The 18,765-nt window shown below is 64.2% G+C and carries 15 protein-coding genes; 12 read left to right on the forward strand and 3 right to left on the reverse strand.

The window, feature by feature from the left end:
• Window positions 1–10 precede the first annotated feature (10 nt).
• Genes fdhF through P8014_RS00775 form a run of 3 tightly spaced genes read left to right on the forward strand, consistent with a single transcriptional unit; the run spans window position 11 to window position 3,956 of the window.
• Window positions 11–2,866, forward strand: coding sequence for a formate dehydrogenase subunit alpha (fdhF, locus tag P8014_RS00765; RefSeq protein WP_337815395.1), 2,856 nt, complete (start codon window positions 11–13; stop codon window positions 2,864–2,866).
• Window positions 2,863–3,729: a formate dehydrogenase accessory sulfurtransferase FdhD gene (gene fdhD, locus P8014_RS00770; RefSeq protein WP_337815396.1), complete on the forward strand. Its 867-nt coding sequence runs from the start codon at window positions 2,863–2,865 to the stop codon at window positions 3,727–3,729. Before fdhF ends, fdhD begins: the two co-directional genes overlap by 4 nt.
• A gap of 14 nt (window positions 3,730–3,743) precedes the next feature.
• A complete protein-coding gene (locus P8014_RS00775) occupies window positions 3,744–3,956 on the forward strand; it encodes a formate dehydrogenase subunit delta (RefSeq protein ID WP_337815397.1) in 213 nt (70 codons plus the stop codon).
• Window positions 3,957–3,986: 30 nt separating this feature from the next.
• On the opposite strand, the gene P8014_RS00780 is transcribed toward P8014_RS00775, so the two are convergent.
• Together P8014_RS00780 and P8014_RS00785 are read right to left on the reverse strand one after the other, a co-directional pair.
• Window positions 3,987–5,951: a monovalent cation:proton antiporter-2 (CPA2) family protein gene (locus P8014_RS00780; RefSeq protein WP_337815398.1), complete on the reverse strand. Its 1,965-nt coding sequence runs from the start codon at window positions 5,949–5,951 to the stop codon at window positions 3,987–3,989.
• Window positions 5,952–5,953: 2 nt separating this feature from the next.
• Window positions 5,954–6,430, reverse strand: a complete 477-nt coding sequence (locus tag P8014_RS00785; protein ID WP_337815399.1) for a DUF3301 domain-containing protein — start codon at window positions 6,428–6,430, stop codon at window positions 5,954–5,956.
• Between the two features lie 212 nt (window positions 6,431–6,642).
• On the opposite strand from P8014_RS00785, the gene P8014_RS00790 reads away from it, so the two are divergent.
• The 4 genes from P8014_RS00790 to P8014_RS00805 all read left to right on the forward strand — a co-directional run bounded on the left by P8014_RS00790 (window position 6,643) and on the right by P8014_RS00805 (window position 8,055).
• Entirely contained in the window at window positions 6,643–6,987 is a 345-nt protein-coding gene (locus tag P8014_RS00790) for an inositol monophosphatase family protein (protein ID WP_337815400.1), read from the forward strand.
• Between the two features lie 87 nt (window positions 6,988–7,074).
• Window positions 7,075–7,476 (forward strand): peptide-methionine (R)-S-oxide reductase MsrB, encoded by a 402-nt coding sequence (gene msrB / locus P8014_RS00795; protein WP_337815401.1) that lies wholly within the window; start codon window positions 7,075–7,077, stop codon window positions 7,474–7,476.
• Window positions 7,473–7,688 (forward strand): hypothetical protein, encoded by a 216-nt coding sequence (locus P8014_RS00800; protein ID WP_337815402.1) that lies wholly within the window; start codon window positions 7,473–7,475, stop codon window positions 7,686–7,688. The genes msrB and P8014_RS00800 overlap by 4 nt, the downstream gene beginning before the upstream one ends.
• 34 nt (window positions 7,689–7,722) lie before the next feature.
• Complete coding sequence (locus P8014_RS00805; RefSeq protein WP_337815403.1) at window positions 7,723–8,055, forward strand: mechanosensitive ion channel family protein; 333 nt, start codon at window positions 7,723–7,725, stop codon at window positions 8,053–8,055.
• Window positions 8,056–8,096: 41 nt separating this feature from the next.
• Here the strand turns inward: P8014_RS00805 and gshB are convergent, their stop codons facing one another.
• Window positions 8,097–9,047: a glutathione synthase gene (gene gshB / locus P8014_RS00810; protein WP_337815404.1), complete on the reverse strand. Its 951-nt coding sequence runs from the start codon at window positions 9,045–9,047 to the stop codon at window positions 8,097–8,099.
• Between the two features lie 166 nt (window positions 9,048–9,213).
• On the opposite strand from gshB, the gene P8014_RS00815 reads away from it, so the two are divergent.
• The 5 genes from P8014_RS00815 to P8014_RS00835 all read left to right on the forward strand — a co-directional run bounded on the left by P8014_RS00815 (window position 9,214) and on the right by P8014_RS00835 (window position 18,740).
• The gene (locus P8014_RS00815) at window positions 9,214–9,627 is read left to right on the forward strand and encodes a response regulator (protein WP_337815466.1); all 414 of its coding nucleotides are present in this window, start codon (window positions 9,214–9,216) and stop codon (window positions 9,625–9,627) included.
• 162 nt (window positions 9,628–9,789) lie between these two features.
• A complete protein-coding gene (locus P8014_RS00820; RefSeq protein ID WP_337815405.1) occupies window positions 9,790–10,155 on the forward strand; it encodes a response regulator in 366 nt (121 codons plus the stop codon).
• Between the two features lie 7 nt (window positions 10,156–10,162).
• Window positions 10,163–10,699 (forward strand): chemotaxis protein CheW, encoded by a 537-nt coding sequence (locus P8014_RS00825; RefSeq protein ID WP_337815406.1) that lies wholly within the window; start codon window positions 10,163–10,165, stop codon window positions 10,697–10,699.
• A 107-nt stretch (window positions 10,700–10,806) separates the two neighbouring features.
• Window positions 10,807–12,966, forward strand: coding sequence for a methyl-accepting chemotaxis protein (locus tag P8014_RS00830; RefSeq protein WP_337815407.1), 2,160 nt, complete (start codon window positions 10,807–10,809; stop codon window positions 12,964–12,966).
• A 59-nt stretch (window positions 12,967–13,025) separates the two neighbouring features.
• A complete protein-coding gene (locus P8014_RS00835) occupies window positions 13,026–18,740 on the forward strand; it encodes an Hpt domain-containing protein (protein ID WP_337815408.1) in 5,715 nt (1,904 codons plus the stop codon).
• Window positions 18,741–18,765 lie beyond the last annotated feature (25 nt).

An 18,765-nucleotide genomic window follows, 5' to 3' on the forward strand; every position in this document is an offset into this window, starting at 1 on the left:
GAGATCGACGATGGCTCTGACCGAAACCGATTACGGCACCCCGGCGGTGCGTTCCGGCGGTGAAACCGTCGTGCTCGACATCGACGGGCAGCGCGTGGAGGTACCGGCAGGCACCTCGGTGCTGCGCGCGGCGGCCGAGGCGGGGGTCTCGGTGCCCAAGCTCTGCGCCACCGATTCACTGGAGGCGTTCGGTTCCTGCCGTCTGTGTTGCGTCGAGATCGAAGGACGCAAGGGTTTCCCGGCTTCCTGTCATACTGAGGTCGCGCCCGGCATGGTGGTGCGCACGCAGACCCCGGCGCTGGAGAAGCTGCGCCGCGGCGTGATGGAACTCTACATTTCCGACCATCCGCTGGACTGTCTGACCTGCAGCGCCAACGGCGACTGCGAGTTGCAGGACATGGCCGGCGCGGTGGGCTTGCGCGAGGTGCGCTACGGCTTCGAGGGCGAGAATCATCTCGCTGCGGAGACGGATGCCTCGAATCCCTATTTCAGCTTCGACGCCAGCAAGTGCATCGTGTGCTCGCGCTGCGTGCGCGCCTGTGAGGAGGTGCAGGGCACCTTCGCGCTGACCGTGCACGGCCGCGGCTTCGACTCGGTGATCAGCGCCGGGCAGCAGGATCCGTTCCTGGACTCCGAGTGCGTGTCCTGCGGCGCCTGCGTGCAGGCCTGTCCGACCGCCACGCTGATGGAAAAGAGCGTCATCGAGCACGGCCAGCCGGAGCGCAGCGTGGTGACCACCTGCGCCTACTGCGGCGTGGGCTGCTCGTTCAAGGCCGAGCTGCGCGGCGACCAGGTGATCCGCATGGTGCCGTACAAGGACGGCCAGGCCAATCACGGTCATTCCTGCGTGAAGGGTCGTTTCGCCTGGGGGTACACCACGCATCCCGACCGCATTACCAAGCCGATGATCCGCGAGCGCATCACCGACCAGTGGCGTGAGGCGAGCTGGGAGGAGGCCATCGGCTTCGCCGCGCGGCGCATCCGCGAGGTGCAGGGCGCGCACGGACGCGGTGCGGTGGGCGCGATCACCTCCTCGCGCTGCACCAACGAGGAAACCTTCCTGGTGCAGAAGCTCGCCCGTGCGGTGTTCGGCGTCAACAACGTCGACACCTGCGCCCGCGTGTGCCATTCGCCCACGGGTTACGGTCTGAAGACCGCGTTCGGCACCTCGGCCGGCACGCAGGATTTCGATTCGGTGGAGGATGCCGACGTCATCCTGGTGATCGGCGCCAATCCCACCGATGCGCATCCGGTGTTCGGTTCGCAGATGAAGCGGCGTCTGCGCGCGGGCGCGCGCCTGATCGTGATCGACCCGCGGCGCATCGACCTGGTGCGCACGCCGCACGTGCAGGCCGAGCATCATCTCCAGCTGCGCCCCGGCACCAACGTCGCGCTGATCGACGCGCTGGCGCACACCGTGGTCAGCGAGGGATTGGCCGACGAGGAATTCGTCGCCGCGCGCTGCGAGCCGGACGCCTATGCCGAATGGCGCGAGTTCATCCTGCGCCCGGAAAACGCGCCGGAGGCGGTGGAAGGCGTTACCGGCGTGCCCGCCGGTCAGATCCGCGAAGCGGCGCGGATGTACGCCAAGGCCGGCAATGCCGCCATCTACTACGGTCTCGGGGTGACGGAGCATAGCCAGGGTTCGACCATGGTCATGGGCATGGCCAATCTGGCCATGCTGACCGGCAATCTTGGCCGGCGTGGCGTCGGCATCAATCCGCTGCGCGGGCAGAACAACGTGCAGGGTTCCTGCGATATGGGCTCCTTTCCGCACGAGTTCCCCGGCTACCGCCACGTCGCCGACGAGACGGTACGCACGAGCTTCGAGCGTGAGTGGGGCGTGAGCCTCGACCGAGAGCCGGGGCTGCGCATCCCGAACATGATCGACGCGGCCATCGCCGGCAGCTTCAAGGCGATCTATATCCAGGGCGAGGACATCCTGCAGTCCGATCCCAACATGCAGCACATCGCGGCCGGTCTCGAAGCCATGGACTGCGTGATCGTGCAGGACCTGTTCCTCAACGAGACGGCGACCTACGCGCACGTGTTCCTGCCGGGGTCCACCTTCCTGGAAAAGGACGGCACCTTCACCAATGCCGAGCGCCGAATCAACCGCGTTCGGCGCGCGGTGGCGCCCCCCGGAGGGATGGCCGATTGGGAAATCACCCAGGCGCTGGCGCGGGCGCTGGGCTATCCGATGGATTACGCCCATCCCGGCGAGATCATGGACGAGATCGCGCGTACCACGCCGACCTTCGCCGGTGTCTCCTATGCCGAACTCGAGCGCCAGGGCAGCATCCAGTGGCCGTGCAACGACAAGGCGCCGGAAGGCACCCCGACCATGCACGTGGGTAATTTCGTGCAGGGCCTGGGGCGCTTCATGCTCACGCCGTACATTCCCACCGAGGAGCGCACCGGACGCAAGTTTCCGCTGCTGTTGACCACCGGCCGCATCCTCAGCCAGTACAACGTCGGCGCACAGACCCGGCGCACCGAAAACCGCGTGTGGCATGCCGAGGATGTGCTCGAAATCCATCCGCACGATGCGGAGCAGCGTGGCGTCAACGACGGCGAACTGGTCGCGGTGCGCAGCCGCGTCGGCGAGACCACGCTGCGCGCACGCCTCAGCGATCGGGTGCCGCCCGGCGTGGTCTACACCACCTTCCACTTCCCGGAGACGGCGGCCAACGTGGTCACCACCGAGCAGTCGGACTGGGCCACCAATTGTCCCGAGTACAAGGTGACCGCGGTGGAAGTGATGCCCAGCCACACGCTGTCGGAGTGGCAGCAGCGCTATCGCCAGCACCGCGAAGACACGTTCGGTCTGCCCACAGGCCGTACGGCGGAGGTGACCGGTTCATGAAGCCGGAGTTCGTGAGAGCAGGGGCGCCGATGGCGGGCGATAGCGACTTGTCTCCCTGTCGTCCCGCCGCTTATCGCGAGGTGCCGGAGCGCCGGTGGCGCGGCTTTGCCGCCGTCGGCGGCCGGCGCTGCGTGCCCGAGGAGGTGCCGGTGGCCTTGCGGGTGAACTGCGCCGACTACGCCGTGATGCTCGCCAGCCCGGTCGATCTGGAGGATTTCGCCCACGGGTTTCTGTTTACCGAAGGTCTGATCGAAGCCCCTGGCGAGGTGGTGGAACTGACGATGGCGACGCGGGAGGAGGGCATCGTGCTGCGGCTGGAACTCGCAACGGATGCGGTGCGCGTGGTGCAATCCTCTGGCAATTCGCGGCGTCTGCCCGCTGCAACCGGCTGCGGCCTGTGCGGCGTGCAGAGCCTGCGCGAGGCGGTGCGGCCGGTGCCGCGCGTGACCGGCGTGCAGCGGGTGACGGCAGCGGCCGTAGGGCGCGCGGTGACGGCATTGCGCCAGTGGCAGCCGTTGAACGCGAGCGCTGGTGCATTGCATGCCGCCGCTTTCGCCACGCCGGAGGGCGAGATCGTGTTGGCCCGCGAAGACGTCGGGCGCCACAACGCCCTGGACAAGCTGATCGGTGCCTTGCTGCGCGAAGGGCGTTCCGCGCAGGACGGCTTCGTGGTCATGAGCAGTCGCTGCAGCTATGAGCTGGTGCAGAAGGCGGCGCGGTTCGGCGTCGGCATGCTGTGCACCGTTTCCGCGCCGACCGGTCTGGCGATCCGGTTGGCCGAGGAGGCGGGGATGACGCTGGTGTCGCGCGCGCAGGCGGATGGGTTTTCGGTGTTCGCCGGCGAGTGCCGGCTGGATTGGTAGAAGGACGGAACGAAATGCAGACCGAAAAGCTGGTGGTGATGGCCAATCAGATCGCTGCGTATTTTGCCGCATACCCCGAAGAACGGGCGCGTCGGGGCGTGCTGGAGCACATCGACGCATTCTGGGCGCCGCGCATGCGGGCGGCGTTGGCCGAATGCGCCCGGCACGAGGAGTGCGGACTGCATCCCCTGGCGCGCTGGGCTGCAGGGGAATTGTCATCGCGCTAATCTCACTGCCGGCCATCCGCGGCGGCGGTTCTACACGGTGTGGCGGGACAGGGCCGTATCCATGCGTGTCAGCGCCTTTGCATCGCCGCGAAGAACGAGCACGTCGCCGCTTTCCAGTTGTAACTCGGGATCCGGCTCCTCGCCGCGGATACCGGCGCGGCGCAGCGCTTCGACGTGTACGCCGCTGGCCTCGAAATCGAAGTCGCGCAGCGTCTTGCCGACGGCCACGCTGCCGGCGTGGATGGTGACGCTGTGCAGGGCTTCGGTGAGCTGTTCGGTCTCGCCGCCGAAGCGGCTGCGCAGGCTGCGGTAGCGGTCGGCGCGTTCGCGTTCGATGAGTTCGTCGATCTCTTCCTGGGCGATGTCGAGGCGTTCGAGCAGCGCGCGGGCGATGAGCATGCTGGCTTCGAGGATTTCGGGGATGACAGTGGTGGCACCGGCCGCCTCCAGGCGCTCCATGTCGCGTTCCTCCAGGGTGCGCACCAGGATCGGCAGATCGGCGCGTCGCTTGCGCGCCTGCAGAATAATGCGCTCAGCGGTATGTGCCTCGTTGAAGGTGATTACCAGCAGGCGGGCGCGGCTCAGGCCGGCCGCGCGCAGGATCTCGCCATGCGTGCTGTCGCCGTAGAACACGTGTTCGCCGGCTTCCCATGCATCGCGGATGATGTAGGGATCGAGATCGAGGGCAACGTATTCGATATTCTCTCTGCGCAGAAAGCGCGCCAGATTCTGGCCGACGCGACCGAAGCCGCAGAGGATGACGTGATCGCTGACCTCGCGCGCGGCCCAGCCGAGCTGGCGGGTCTGGGTGATGCGGCTCTTGATGTAGGAACGGGCGAACAGGGCCTTGGCGACGCGGCCGTTGTAGCGCAGCAGCAGGGGCGCGAGCGCCATGCTCAGGATGACGGTGGCGAGGATGGCCTGGCTGTTTTCGGCGCTGAGCAGGCCGCGGTTGAGGGCCAGGGCGAGCAGTGCGAAGCCGAACTCGCCTCCCTGGGCGAGCGCCATGCCGGTGCGCAGGGCGACGCCGGGTTCGTAGCCGGCCAGGCGCGTGAGCAGCATGATCAGCAGGCCCTTGCCGACGATCAGTCCGCTCAGCATCAGCAGCACCCAGGGCCAGACCGAGAGCAGTGCACTGATATCCAGCTGCAGGCCTATGCTGACGAAGAATACGCCCATCAGCACGTCGCGGAAGGCGCGGATCTCGGTCTCGATCTGGTGGCGGTATTCGGTCTCGCTGAGCATCATGCCGGCGAGGAAAGCGCCCAGCGCGAGCGACAGGCCGAGCAGGTAGGTGACCCAGGCGGCGGTGAGGGTGACCAGCAGTACGCTGAGCGTGAACAGTTCGCTGGAGCGGGCGGCGGCCACGCCGTGGAACAGCGGGCGCATGATCCAGCGCCCGGCGGCGAGCATGATGCCTAGCGCCGCGATGCCCTTGATCAGGGCCAGGCCGAATTGCTGCCACATGTCGTCGAACTGGCCGCTGGCGAGAATGGGTATGGCTACCAGGAAGGGCACCACCGCGAGATCCTGGAACAGCAGCACGCCGAGCGCCAGGCGGCCGTGGCGTGAATGGAGTTCGAGTTGTTCGTCAAGCTGCTTGACGACGATGGCAGTGGAGGAGAGCGCCAGGGCGCCACCGGCGACCACGGCTCCGGCCCAGCTCAGGCCGGACATCCAGGCGATCAGCGCGCCGATAGCGCTGGATAGCACGACCTGCGCACCGCCGAGGCCGATCACGACACGGCGCATAGACCAGAATTGGTTGATCGAGAATTCCAGGCCAATGGTGAACAACAGGAAGACCACGCCGATTTCGGCCAGCAGATGGATCAGCTCGCTGTCGTCTAGCAACCCGAGCGCGTGCGGTCCGACCACCACGCCGACCAGCAGATAGCCAAGAATGGACGGCAGGCGAAGACGCCGGAAGGCCGACACCGCCAGCACGGAGCAGGTCAGCAGGATGAGGACGCCTTCGATGATGTGGTGAGCCAAGACTAACCTCGCTGATCCCGGGAGGTCGTCGCCCGCGCGCGGAAATCGCTCAGTCGCACCACGTTGTCGGTCTGTGGCGCCTCATCGTCGTTGCCGGGAACGAAGTCGGCGGGCACGTGAGGGCGCTGCGGGACTCGCTGTGTGTCGGTCCCGTCGGTTCGGCGCGTCTCACCAGTCTCTCCTTCGATCCAGTCACCGCGCACGGATTCGACGCGCCGTCCGAGCAGAACGGCTTCGCCCTGGCGGCGTTCGTTGCCGCGTTCGCTGTATTCGAAGCCGTAGCACCGCCGCAGGCGTACGCGTCCGTCGGCGTCCCGGCGCAGGCGCAGCTGGCGGAGGCTGACCGTTTCGTCCAGCAACTGCAGACCCAGGCGTTCGCAGGTGCGGCGACAGGCGCGCAGGGCCGCCTCCCGGGCGCGCAGGGCGTCCACCCAGGCCCAGACCATGGCGGCCAGCAGTGCGAGGAGTAGTTCGGTCATGATGGCAGTGTACCAATTAGCGGCGCTGTTCCCGAGTCGTGTGCGAGCCCGGGCGTGGATGCGCATCGTGCAAAGTCGTGCGCTTGACGATGCGGCGAGTTTGTCGAATCTTTGGAGTGTCTGGTTACAAAATGCGCTGGGCAACTGCTGCCTGCCCGGCGAACGGGGATTCGTTGTCCTTAATGGCTACGGGAGGTGCGAGTTTGCCGCAGATGGATATCAAGACCGTCGAGGCGCTGCTGGCGCAAACAGGGCGCGAGGAGCTGTTGCCGCGGCTTGAGCGCGTCAGCGCGCAGCGCAATCTGGGCACCTGCGCGCTGGAGTGGGTCTGGCTGGCTGCCGGCCGCGGGCATGTGTATCTGCACGGTGGCGTGCGTTTGTGGGATTATGCGGCGGGTAGCCTGCTGTCGGCGGAAGTGGGCGGGGTCAGTGCTACGCTCGAGGGCGAGCCGGTATTCCAGCCTGATCCCGGGCCGCGCTCGGTACTCGCAGCCGCCGATCCGGCGCTGTTCGAAGCCTGGCAGCGTGAACTCGCCGTTGCTTCCACGCTGCGCTAACCACGTGGCGACGGTGTCGCGTCGTCCGTGAAACCTCTTCAGAACGCCGATACTCGGGAGTCCGGGGTCGGCCATCAGGAGTTCAGCATGACAGAGAAGGAACTGCGTAATGCACGCTGGCGCCAGGCGTTGACTGCCGAGCAGTATCACGTCACTCGCGAAGGCGGTACCGAGCCGGCTTTCAGTGGCTGTTACTGGGATCATCACGAATCCGGTACTTACTACTGCATCTGCTGTGGCGCACCCTTGTTCCGTTCCGATGAGAAGTACGATTCCGGCAGCGGCTGGCCGAGTTACTGGCAGCCGGTGTCGCCGGAGGCGGTTCGTGATCTGGTGGACAGCAGTCACGGCATGGTTCGCGCCGAGGTGCGCTGCGCCAGTTGTGACGCCCATCTCGGGCATAGGTTTCCCGATGGCCCCCCGCCGACCGGGGAGCGTTACTGCATCAATTCAGCTGCGCTGCGCTTTGAGGCGGTGCCCCAGTCGTGAGCGTATTCGGACTCGATTTGCCGCAATGGCTGCCGAACTGGCAGCAACTGCTGCCGTCGGTCTTGATCTTCATCATCGGTGCGGTGCTGGTCATGTTGGTGCAGCGCGCATTGAGCCGCGCGTTGGCGCGGGCCAGTCAGCATACGCCGATGTCGGCGGAGACCGCGCTGACGTTGCAGCGCGTGTCGGCCGGTGTGCTGTGGTGCTGCTGACTCTGCGCCACCTCGGGGTCAATGTGAACGGTCTGTGGACGCTGATGGTCAGTACGTTGGCGGTGATCGGCGTCGGTCTGCTGGCGGTCTGGACCATGGTGAGCAACATCACCGCCAGTTTTTTATTTGGATCTGGCGTCCGCACGAACTCGGCGAGCGCATCGAACTCATTCCGGACGGCATCAAGGGACGGACGGTCGATCGCAGCCTGATGTTCACGGTGATCCGGGAAGAGGACGGCAGCACGCTGATGGTGCCGAACAACCTTTTTCTCCAGCGCATCATCCGCCGCGAACCCAACGATGGGCGGCAGAGCGCGGTGGAGCGTTGGGAGCGCGGCAAACGACAGCCGCCGGGTGAGGGCTAGCTCCCGTCCAAAAAGCGGGGACGGTCGAAAGTGTAGAGACCTCAGCGGAGGCGGGCTTCGATCGCTTTCATGAGTTGACCGGCAATGTCGATGCCGTACTGAGCGTCGAGTTCGCGAATGCAGGTGGGGCTGGTGACGTTGATTTCGGTGAGCTGGCCGCCGATGACGTCGAGGCCGACGAAGATCAGTCCGCGGCGCACCAGTTCGGGGCCGACCTCTGCGGCTATCCAGCGATCGCGTTCGCTGAGTTCGACGCCTTGGCCGCGACCGCCTGCGGCGAGGTTCGCGCGCGACTCGCCGGCTGCAGGAATGCGCAGCAGGGCGTAGGGTACGGGGTCGCCCTCGATCAGCAGGATGCGGCGGTCGCCTTCCACGTATTCGGGTATGAAGCGCTGGGCCATCACGGTGCGGGTGCCGCGAGCGGTGATGGTTTCGAGGATGACGTTGGTGTTGGGGTCTCCGGCCTTCACGCGGAAAATCGACTCGCCGCCCATGCCGTTCAGCGGTTTGAGAATGACGTCGCCGAGTTGCGCGGCGAAATCCCGTAGACGCTGCATGTCGCGGCTGACCAGCGTCGGCACGGTACACTGCGGAAACCAGGCGGTGAACAGCTTTTCATTGGCATCGCGCAGGCTGGCGGGACGGTTGACCACCAGTACGCCCTCGTGTTCGGCGAGTTCGAGCAGATGGGTCGTGTACATGAACTCGAGGTCGAAGGGCGGGTCCTTGCGCATCAGGACCACGTCCATCTGGGCCAGCGGCGCATCCTCTGCGGCGCCCAGCTGGAACCAGCCGGACGGGTCGTCGTTCACGCTGAGGGGGCTGGTGCTGGCGTAGGCCCGCCCGTCGCGCAGATAGAGATCGCCCTGTTCGAGATAGTGCAGCGACCAGCCTTGCCGTTGCGCGGCCAGGAGCATGGCGAAGGTGCTGTCTTTCTTGATGTTGATGCCGCTGATGGGATCCATCAGGACGGCTACTCTGCGCGCGCTCATATCGTTGAGTCTGCCTCGGTTGACGCGTGGGGTGTGAAGGTCGCCAGTATAGCAGTCGCGACGGTACGCTCTGCGCCCTGCGGGGCGTTTGCGAATGCGTGGTACTTGGAGTACATTCGAGCCCGTTATATGGGCGTTATTGCCCGAGGGCGAATGGGATTTGAGCGTGATTGACGACGCAAGCCAAGCCGATTCGGCCGCCGTGTCCAACGGACAGGCGTCGCTTAAGGTCATGGTCATAGACGACAGCAAAACCATCCGGCGAACGGCTGAAACCTTGCTCAAGAAGCAGGGTTGCGAGGTCGAGACCGCCAATGATGGTTTTGAGGCGCTGTCCAAAGTGGCCGAATTTCGGCCCGATATCATATTCGTCGACATCATGATGCCGCGGCTCGACGGCTATCAGACCTGCGCGCTCATCAAACAGAACAATGCCTTCAGGAAAACGCCGGTTATCATGCTGTCGAGCAAGGACAGTATCTTCGACAAGGCGCGCGGCCGCATCGTCGGTTCGGAAGAATACCTGACCAAGCCGTTTACCAAGGACGATCTGTTGGAAGCCATCAGGCGCTTCACTTGATAGAGGCAGGGATCCTGCCGGGTCTGTGAACGGAGGCCGGGCGCATAGGCATGAACCTCAGGCGTACGGCGTCGCTGTAGCGAACGGTTCCCGAGGGAACCGGCTGAGAAAAAACTTTAAAGCGTTAGTGTTGGCATTGAGCCTCCCGAGAGAGACAAAGCGATGGCGCATATTTTGGTAGTCGATGACTCACCCACCGAACTGCATGTCATCAAGGGCATGCTCGAAAAACACGGTTTCCAGGTCACTGGAGCGCAGAGCGGCGAAGAGGGCGTCGAGCTGGCCAAGCGCGTGAAGCCTGATCTGGTGCTAATGGACGTTGTCATGCCCGGTTTGAACGGTTTCCAGGCAACCCGCCAGCTCGCCCGCGAGCCGGATACGGCTTCCATTCCGATCATCATGGTCACGACGAAGGACCAGGAAACGGACAAGGTTTGGGCTATGCGCCAGGGCGCCAAGGACTACATCGTCAAACCGGCCAAGGAAAAGGATCTGGTCGAGCGGGTCAACGGCCTGCTACGGGCCTGAGTCGATCATGACCGAAGTCGTACAATCGCCCTTCGACCTGCTGGTGCAGATCGAGCGCAAATGTCGGGTTGCCGCACCGGGGTTGCCGGTGCACGAGGAGGAGCGTCGGCAGTGGAACGGCGTGTTTTTCCGCCTGCGCGGCTTCGAACTGGTCATGCCCATCGAACAGGTGGCGGAAATCGTCGATATGCCGCCGGTTTCCTCCATTCCCGGCGTCAAGCCGTGGGTAGTTGGCTTGGCCAATATGCGCGGCAATCTGCTGCCGGTGGTGGACCTTGGGCGTTTCCTGTTCGGCGACGATGTCGCAGCGCAGGGGCGTTTGCTGGTGATCCGCTATGCCGGGAGCCTGGTCGGTCTGCGGGTCGATGCGGTGTACGGCATGCGTCATTTCTGGCTTGACCAGCAGGCCGAATCGGTACCCGAGCTACGGCCGGCATTGCAGCCTTATGTCTATGACGCCTATTACGAACAAGACAAGATTTGGCCGGTGTTCGATGCCAACGCGCTGGTCACGAACGCGGAATTTCAAAACGCTGCCGCCTAAGCGGGCGTAGTTGAGCGAAACGCTTCGGCGTGCGGCGGACCGCAGCCGGGCAGAGGGACGAATAACGGGCGTCGGCCCGTTTCATCATCAGTTTGGGAGAATTGCAGATGAAGGCGCCAGACAAAGCCGATCGGCCTCGTGTCGCAGGCACTAAAAAGCTTTGGTTTCTGTGGGGATTGCTCGCGGTTTCCATCGCTCTGACCGGTGCTTCGTTCATATACCCCGCGATGCAGCAGCGCGACAATCAACACTACATTCGGGTGGCTTCCCAGCAGCAGTTGCTGTCGCAGCAGATCGCTACCGCAGGTCTCGAGGCGACCAGCGGGCAGGCAGGCGGCTTCGATCAGATCAAGCGCTTGCGCGAACGCTTTGTCGGGCTGGTGCAGGAACTTCATAAGGGCGGTTTGGCGCACGACGCGCCGGTATCCGTACGCGACAGCCTCGGCAACCTCGACAGGCTGTGGAACAGCGCCAATCAGGAGATCGAACAGATCCTCGAAGCGCAGAAATCGGTGTCTTCTATCACGAGTTATGTGGATCAGGTCAATAAGCTGATGCCGCAGTTCTTCGATCTCTCCGATCAGGTTACCAACCGTCTGATCGCCACCGGCGCATCGACCAGCCTGGTGTACATGGCTCAGCGCCAGTCCTTCCTGGCTCAGCGTATCCAGAACAGCATCAATCGTCTCCTGTTCACCTCCGGCCAGGGGGGCTCGGCCGCGCTGGCCGGCTTCAGCAACGGCGTCAATCTGTACGGCAAGGTCATGCAGGGCATGTTGACGGGGGCGACTGACCTGAAGCTTTCGCAGGCCGAACTCGGCGGCGTGGCGCATGCCTACAACGTGATCCTCGACGGTGACAAGCTGGCTAATATTCCTGAGGTCAAGGATGCCCAGGCGCGGGCCAAGCTGCGGGACTTGGCGATGGTGCTCAGCACCTTGAGTGGGCACGTCAATGCCATCGTCAGCGAAGCGCCGCAGCTGTTCGCCGCCAAGCAGGCGGTGAATGCCCTGCAGGACAATACCACTGGCTTGTTGACGGCCTCCACGAATCTGGAACAGGCGATCGTCGCGGAGAACCGGGGGCTGAGCAAGTTCAACATTGCCGGTTACGTGCTGGGTGCGCTGGCGCTGATTACCCTGGTCGTGCTGGGCTTGGTGCTGGTCTCGGACAAGAAGCGCGAACTGGCCTTGACCAGCGAACAGAATCGGCGTAATCAGCGCGCGATCCTGCGTCTGCTCGACGAGATGACCAATCTGGCCGAGGGCGATCTCACCGTGCACGCGACGGTGACCGAGGACATTACCGGCGCCATCGCCGATTCGGTGAATTACGCCATCGACGCGCTGCGTAGCCTGGTCACCACCATCAACCAGACCTCGGTGCAGGTTGCCACGGCTTCGGAGAAGACGCAGACCACCGCGCTGCGTCTGGCCGATGCGAGTAATCACCAGGCGCGGGAGATCGCATCGGCCTCGGCGGCGGTCACCGATATGGCCGACTCGATCGAACGTGTGGCCGGCAGCGCCATGAACTCCGCCGACGTGGCCAAGAAATCGGTCGAAATCGCGGCCAAGGGTACCGCAACGGTGCACCGTTCTATTGACGGTATGAATACCATCCGCGAACAGATCCAGGATACCTCCAAGCGTATTAAGCGCCTGGGCGAAAGTTCGCAGGAGATCGGCGACATCGTTGGTCTGATCAACGATATCGCCGACCAGACCAACATCCTCGCGCTCAACGCGGCGATACAGGCCTCGGCGGCAGGTGAGGCGGGCCGCGGCTTCGCGGTGGTGGCGGACGAAGTGCAGCGCTTGGCGGAACGCTCGGCAAACGCGACGCGCCAGATCGAGGCGCTGGTTAAGACCATCCAGGCTGATACCAACGAGGCCGTGCTGTCGATGGAGCAGAGTACGGCCAACGTGGTGGCGGGTGGTCAGTTGGCGGAGGATGCCGGCGAGGCGCTGACGGAGATCGAGGGCGTGTCCAATCAGCTCGCCAAGCAGATCATGACCATCGCCAGTTCCGCACGCCAGCAGGCGGCGGTGGCGGCCAACGTTACCAACACCATGAACGTGATCCAGGAGATCACGATGCAGACCTCCGACGGAACCAACGAAACCGCGCAGTCCATCGGCCAGCTCACCTCTCTGGCGGCCGAATTGCGCAAATCGGTGGCCGGCTTCAAGCTGCCCGACAGCGAGGACGTGGCGACTTTCGTTCTCGATGACGCGGAGGGTGAAGGCGACGAAGCCGCGGCCTGAGCAACGTTGCGTGAGATTGGGATGAACCCCGGTGTAGGATCAACGAGATAGGGGTAGCAATGAAGCACGATGTATCTGTCGAGTACGACGCACTGGCTTGGGTCAAGCCCGAGCTGGATGCATTGCTCGACCGTGCGCGCCAGTCGCTAGAAGCCTACGTCGAGGAGCAGGATCGGGAGGATCTGATCAGCGCTGCCGCCCAGGTGCTGCGTCAGGTTCGGGGCACCCTGCAGGTCGTCGATCTTTCCGGTGCGGTGTTGCTCGCGGAGGAGATGGAGGCGCTTATCGATGCGTTGCTCGAAAACCGTGTGAGCAACCGAGATGCCGCGTTGGGCGTGCTTTCCACGGCGGTTCTGCAACTCCCCGATTATCTCGAGTATGTACAGTCGGGGCATCCAGATACGCCGATTGTGATCCTGCCGTTGCTGAATGATCTGCGTGCTTCGCGCGACGCCGAATTGTTGTCAGAGAATGTGGTTTTCGTCCCCGACCTTGCCGCGGACGAGGATCTGCCGGTTCCGGTGACTGTCGAGACTGCTTCGGCGGAGTCGGTGGCGCAGTCGAAACGACATGGCTACCAGCTTAGCCTGCTCAATGTCTTCCGCGACCAACAGCAAGCGAGCGCACTGGCGCGGATGATCGACGTGTTCGGCGCGCTCGAAGCCTCCTCGCGTCAGGTTGCCCTACGGCGCTTGTGGTGGGTTGCCTCGGCGCTGGTGGAAACGCTGGACGAGCAGCAGGCCGTGCCCGTTGCGATCAAGGTGCTGCTCGGGCGCCTGGATCGCGAGATGCGTCGGATGATCAAGGAGGGCGAGGCGGCTTGTGCGCGCGAACTCGCCCCTGATTTGCTGAAGAATCTGTTGTTCTACGTTGCCCGGGCCGAGTCCAAGGGGCCCCGCGCGCAGGCGGTGCGTGAGACCTTCCATCTCGATACCTTGCTGCCTGGCGAGGGGGGCTTGGAAGTTGCGCGGCGTGAACTGTCAGCGCCCAATATCAAGTTGCTGGAAACGGTCAGCGCGGCAATTCGCGAGGATCTGGCCGAGATTCGCGACCAGCTTGAGATATACACGCATGCGGAGGATACGCAGGCTGCGGATTTCGCCGCGATTGCCGCACGCCTGCATAAGATTGCCGATACCCTGAGTATGCTTGGCCTCGGCGAGGCGCGGGAACTGGTGGCTCAGCAGGCGGCGCGTATCGACGGTGTAGCGCAGGGCGGCGGCGCGGTCGATCAGGAAATGCTGATGACGCTGGCTTCGGCGATGCTGCAGACCGAGCAGGCACTGCAGAATCTGCTGCAACGAAGGCGCGGCGGCGAAGGCAGCGACGTGGCGGTGGTCAGCAATGAGATCACAGCTGCCGGCGTGCGCGAGGCTTTGCGCGAACTGAACCGCGTCAAGGACGCGTTGCTGACGTATCTGGCCAAACCGGAAGAGCGGGGTGAACTCGCCGAGGCACCGAAGGTTCTCGCCGGCATCATTGCGGCGCTGGAGCTGATTGGCATCACATCGCCGTTGCCGCGTCTGCAAGCGGTCGATCAGCGCATCAGAGAACTGTTGAGCGATGCCGCCACTTCCTCGCCGGAATGGATCGATGCGCTGGCCGAAGCGATCACGGCGGTCGAGATGTATCTCGAATCGCGAGCCGAGCAACGTCCCGAACAGCAAGCGTTCCTGCCGCGTGCCGACGAGGCGCTGGCGCGCTTGGAATCTGCGGACGTACCGCTGGAATCTGAATCCCCGGCGCCGTTGGAGTCTGCGGGGACATCAGCGGAACCGCGGCCTGTCGACGAACTTCCGGAAGTATCGCGGTCTGCAGAGATCGATGCCTTCGAAATGGAGACTCTGCCGGCGACCGATATCGGTTCCGAGGCCGAGGACTTCGGCCTTCCCGCCATCACTGAAGTGCCGCCTCGCGTTGTCGATACGCCGGAGACGTCGGCCGATGACGAAGCGCTGGCGGACCCCCGCCAGCGGCTCGAAGCCGTGCGAGAGGATGCCGATCCGGAAATCCTGGATATCTTTCTGGAGGAGGCGCAGGAAGAGATCGACCGCGTTGCCGAGTTGTTACCGCAGTGGCGTGCCAATCATGCTGACGAGGAGGCGAGAACCTCGATTCGGCGCAGTTTCCATACGCTCAAGGGTAGTGGTCGGCTGGCCGGAGCGGACTTGCTTGGGGAATTCGCCTGGGCGTTCGAAAACATGCTCAATCGGGTAATTGACCAGACGGTCGAGTTGCGCAATGAGCATTTCGACTTGCTTGAAGAAGCCTTGCCGATGCTGCGTCAAATGGTCGGCCAGCTCAACGACGGCCAGGCGCCGGATGGCGATCCGGTTGCTCTGATGCGCCGGGCGGACGCTGCCGCTATGCCCCGGACAGAGGATGAGTCGGGCGAGATCGAGGCCGAGGCCGAGCTGATGTCGGCTGACGGGACTCCGGATGACGACCAGATGCAGACGGATGCGGTCCCGGACGATATGGCCTTGGCCGAGATACACCTCGATGAACCGGACGCGCAGCGTGTTGCCGGCGCGGCGCAGCCGCAGGATGCCCCCGAAGAGCCGGCGGCACACATCGATCCGGGGCTGCTCGATATCTACACGCGCGAGGCGCGTCAGCATCTTGCCGTCATCGATGATTACCTCAGCGCCACGCAGGGTAGTGGCGCGCCTTCGCTGATCGACGATTCGATGGTGATTGCGCTGCATACGCTGAACGGCAGCGCACGGACGGCGGACCTCGGTTCGTTGTCCAGCGTGTTCGCTCCGCTGGAGTCTCTCGCGGTGAGTCTGCAGAAAATGGGTCGTCCGCTGCCGCAGGGCATGCTGGGTATTTTCCAGGATGCGGTTGCAACTACCGAGGCAACGCTGGAGGTTCTGCCCGATGCCGGGACCCCGCTACCCGACACCGGCGATCTCGTTGTACGAATCGAAGAAGCACTGGGTGGCCTGGATGCGAGCGATACGCTGATTGCCAGTGCGGCCGATGCCGAAACTGCAATGGCTGCCGCCGAACAGGACGCCTCGCTCGACTGGCGCGAAGACACCGAAGACACCGCGCCGGCGCTCGCAGTCGTTGCGGCGGATGGGCCTTCCGCCGCGGATACCTATGTCGGAGAGCTTGATTCTGCCGGCATGGCACTGCAGTCCGAACCCGCTCCGGAGGAGCCTCAGGCAGAGTCCGAATCGGTCGTTCTGGAGCCGATGGAGCTGGAAACACCTGATCATCCAGAGGCTCTGGATGAGGAATTGGTGGCGATTTTCCTGGACGAGGGCGACGAACTTCTGGCTGGGTCGGATGCTGCTGTTCAGGCCTGGGAGAGCGGCTCCGGTGAGGCCTACACTTCGATCGAGACGCTGCAGCGCGAGCTGCACACCCTCAAGGGCGGCGCCCGCATGGCGGGATTCTCGACCATAGGCGATCTGACGCATGCCCTGGAAACGCTTATCACACGTATCGCCGAACGCGGCGGCGCGCCCGGCGTCGAAGGTTTCGCGCTGCTGCACGAGGCATTGGACCAACTCGGTGACATGCTGCAGCAGGCGCGGGCCGGAGAGTCGGTCTATCCGCAGACGCGTTTGATCGCCGGCCTTGCCGGTCACGCCGTCGCCGCGGCGCAGGTAGACCCGGAGCAGGCAGTTGTCGAACAGTCTGCCCCGGAGCAGGAAGCCGCAGTCCAGGTCCAAAAGCAGCCGGATCCGGAACCGGTTCGGGAGATGGAGAGCGTGCCGGCCGAGGCCGTGCAGCAGTCTTCTCCGCCGATTTTCGAGGCCGCTTCCGCCAAGCAGGAATCGCCGGAAACAGTGCCCGAAACCGAGTCCGTGCCTGTCCCTGAGCCGGACGTCGTCGAAGAAACCCCGGTCGTTGGGCAAGGGGGGGCGCCGGAAACGCCTGTGGCGGCATCGTCCAGTGGTCCGGTCCACGGGGGTGAGCAGGTACGCGTACGCGCCGAACTGCTGGACAGTCTGGTCAACCACGCCGGCGAGGTGAATATCTACCACGCCCGCCTGCAACAGCAGATCAGCGGCTTCAGTTTCAACCTCAACGAATTGCGCCAGACGGTCAGCCGCCTGCGCGACCAGCTACGCAAGCTGGAACTGGAAACCGAGGCACAGATTCTCTATCGCTTTCAGATGGAACACGGCGAAGAGGAGGAGACGGACGCACGTGTCGAATTCGATCCGTTGGAACTGGATCGCTATTCCAATATTCAGCAGTTATCCCGCGCGCTGGCCGAAAGTTTGAACGACCTCGTCAGCATCGAGGATCTGTTGGGCGAGGAGGTGCGCGACGCCGAGACCCTCCTGCTGCAGCAGCAGCGTGTAAGTACCGACCTGCAGGACGGGCTGATGCGCAGCCGGATGGTGCAGTTTGGCGGCCTTGCGCCCCGGCTGCGCCGCATCGTACGTCAGACTGCCACGGAACTCGGCAAGCGTGCTGAGTTGCAGCTCGTGGGAGAGCAGAGCGAAGTCGATCGCTCGGTGCTCGATCGCCTGATCGCGCCGCTGGAACATATGCTGCGCAATGCTGTTGCGCACGGTCTTGAGACGCCGGCCGAACGTGAAGCGGCCGGCAAGCCGGAGGCCGGGCGAATCAGCGTGAGCGTGGCGCGCGAAGGTTCGGAAGTCGTCGTGACGGTGCAGGACGATGGCGGCGGCGTGGACGTCGAAGCTGTGCGTGCCAAGGCGCAGCGCCAGGGGCTGATTCCGGAGGATGCGCAGCTCGATGACGAGCAGGTGGTGCAACTCATTCTCGAAAGCGGTTTTTCGACGGCAGGCGAAGTGAGCCAGATTGCTGGCCGCGGCGTAGGCATGGATGTCGTTGTGCGCGAGGTCAAACAGCTCGGTGGCGCTCTTTCGATCGATTCCGAGCCCGGCCGGGGCACGCGCTTCGTGGTGCGCCTGCCGTTCACGTTGACGATCACCCAGGCGCTGTTGGCGCAGGCGGGAGAGCACCTGTACGCCCTGCCGTTGTCCGGTGTGGAGGGCGTGGTGCGCATGCCCATCGCGCAGCTGCGCGAGATCTATGCCGAGGAGACGCCCAGTTACGAGTACCTGGGGACGCGTTATGACGTCAAAGCGCTGGAGAGCTTGCTCGGAGGGACGACGTCCCAGCTGCCGGACCAGGATGGCGTGTTCTATCCGCTGTTGCTGATCCGCTCCGGCGAACATCGCGTTGCGGTGCAGGTCGATAACCTGATCGGCAGCCGTGAGATCGTGGTCAAGGCCATGGGACCGCAATTCGCTCATCTGCGCGGCGTTGCCGGCGCGACCATCCTTGGCGATGGTCGCGTGGTGTTGATCCTGGATACTTCCGATCTGGTGCGCCTGGCCGGTACGCAGCCGCTGCTGACCGGGGCTGCACAGCCTGCCGAAGCCGAAGAGGAGTCGCGTCAGCCGTTGATCATGGTGGTCGACGATTCGATCACCATCCGCAAGGTCACCTCGCGTATGTTGGAGCGCAACGGATTCGACGTGATGACGGCGCGCGATGGCATGGATGCGGTGGCGCAGCTCGATGAACGCAAGCCCGACCTGCTGCTGACCGACATCGAAATGCCGCGCATGGATGGCTACGAGCTGTCCTCGCACGTGCGTAACGACAGCCGCTTCCGCGAAATACCGATCATCGTGATTACTTCGCGCAGCGGTGAGAAACATCGCCAGCGTGCCCGGGAACTGGGCGTCGACCATTATCTCGGCAAGCCCTATCAGGAAAGCGACCTGCTCGACAGCATTCGCGGCCTGTTGCGCGAGCGCAGGGCGCAGGCATGAGGCCACGTACGATGCAGTACCACCC

The sequence above is a fragment of the Acidihalobacter sp. genome (assembly GCF_037381185.1).
GTDB lineage: Bacteria > Pseudomonadota > Gammaproteobacteria > DSM-5130 > Acidihalobacteraceae > Acidihalobacter_A.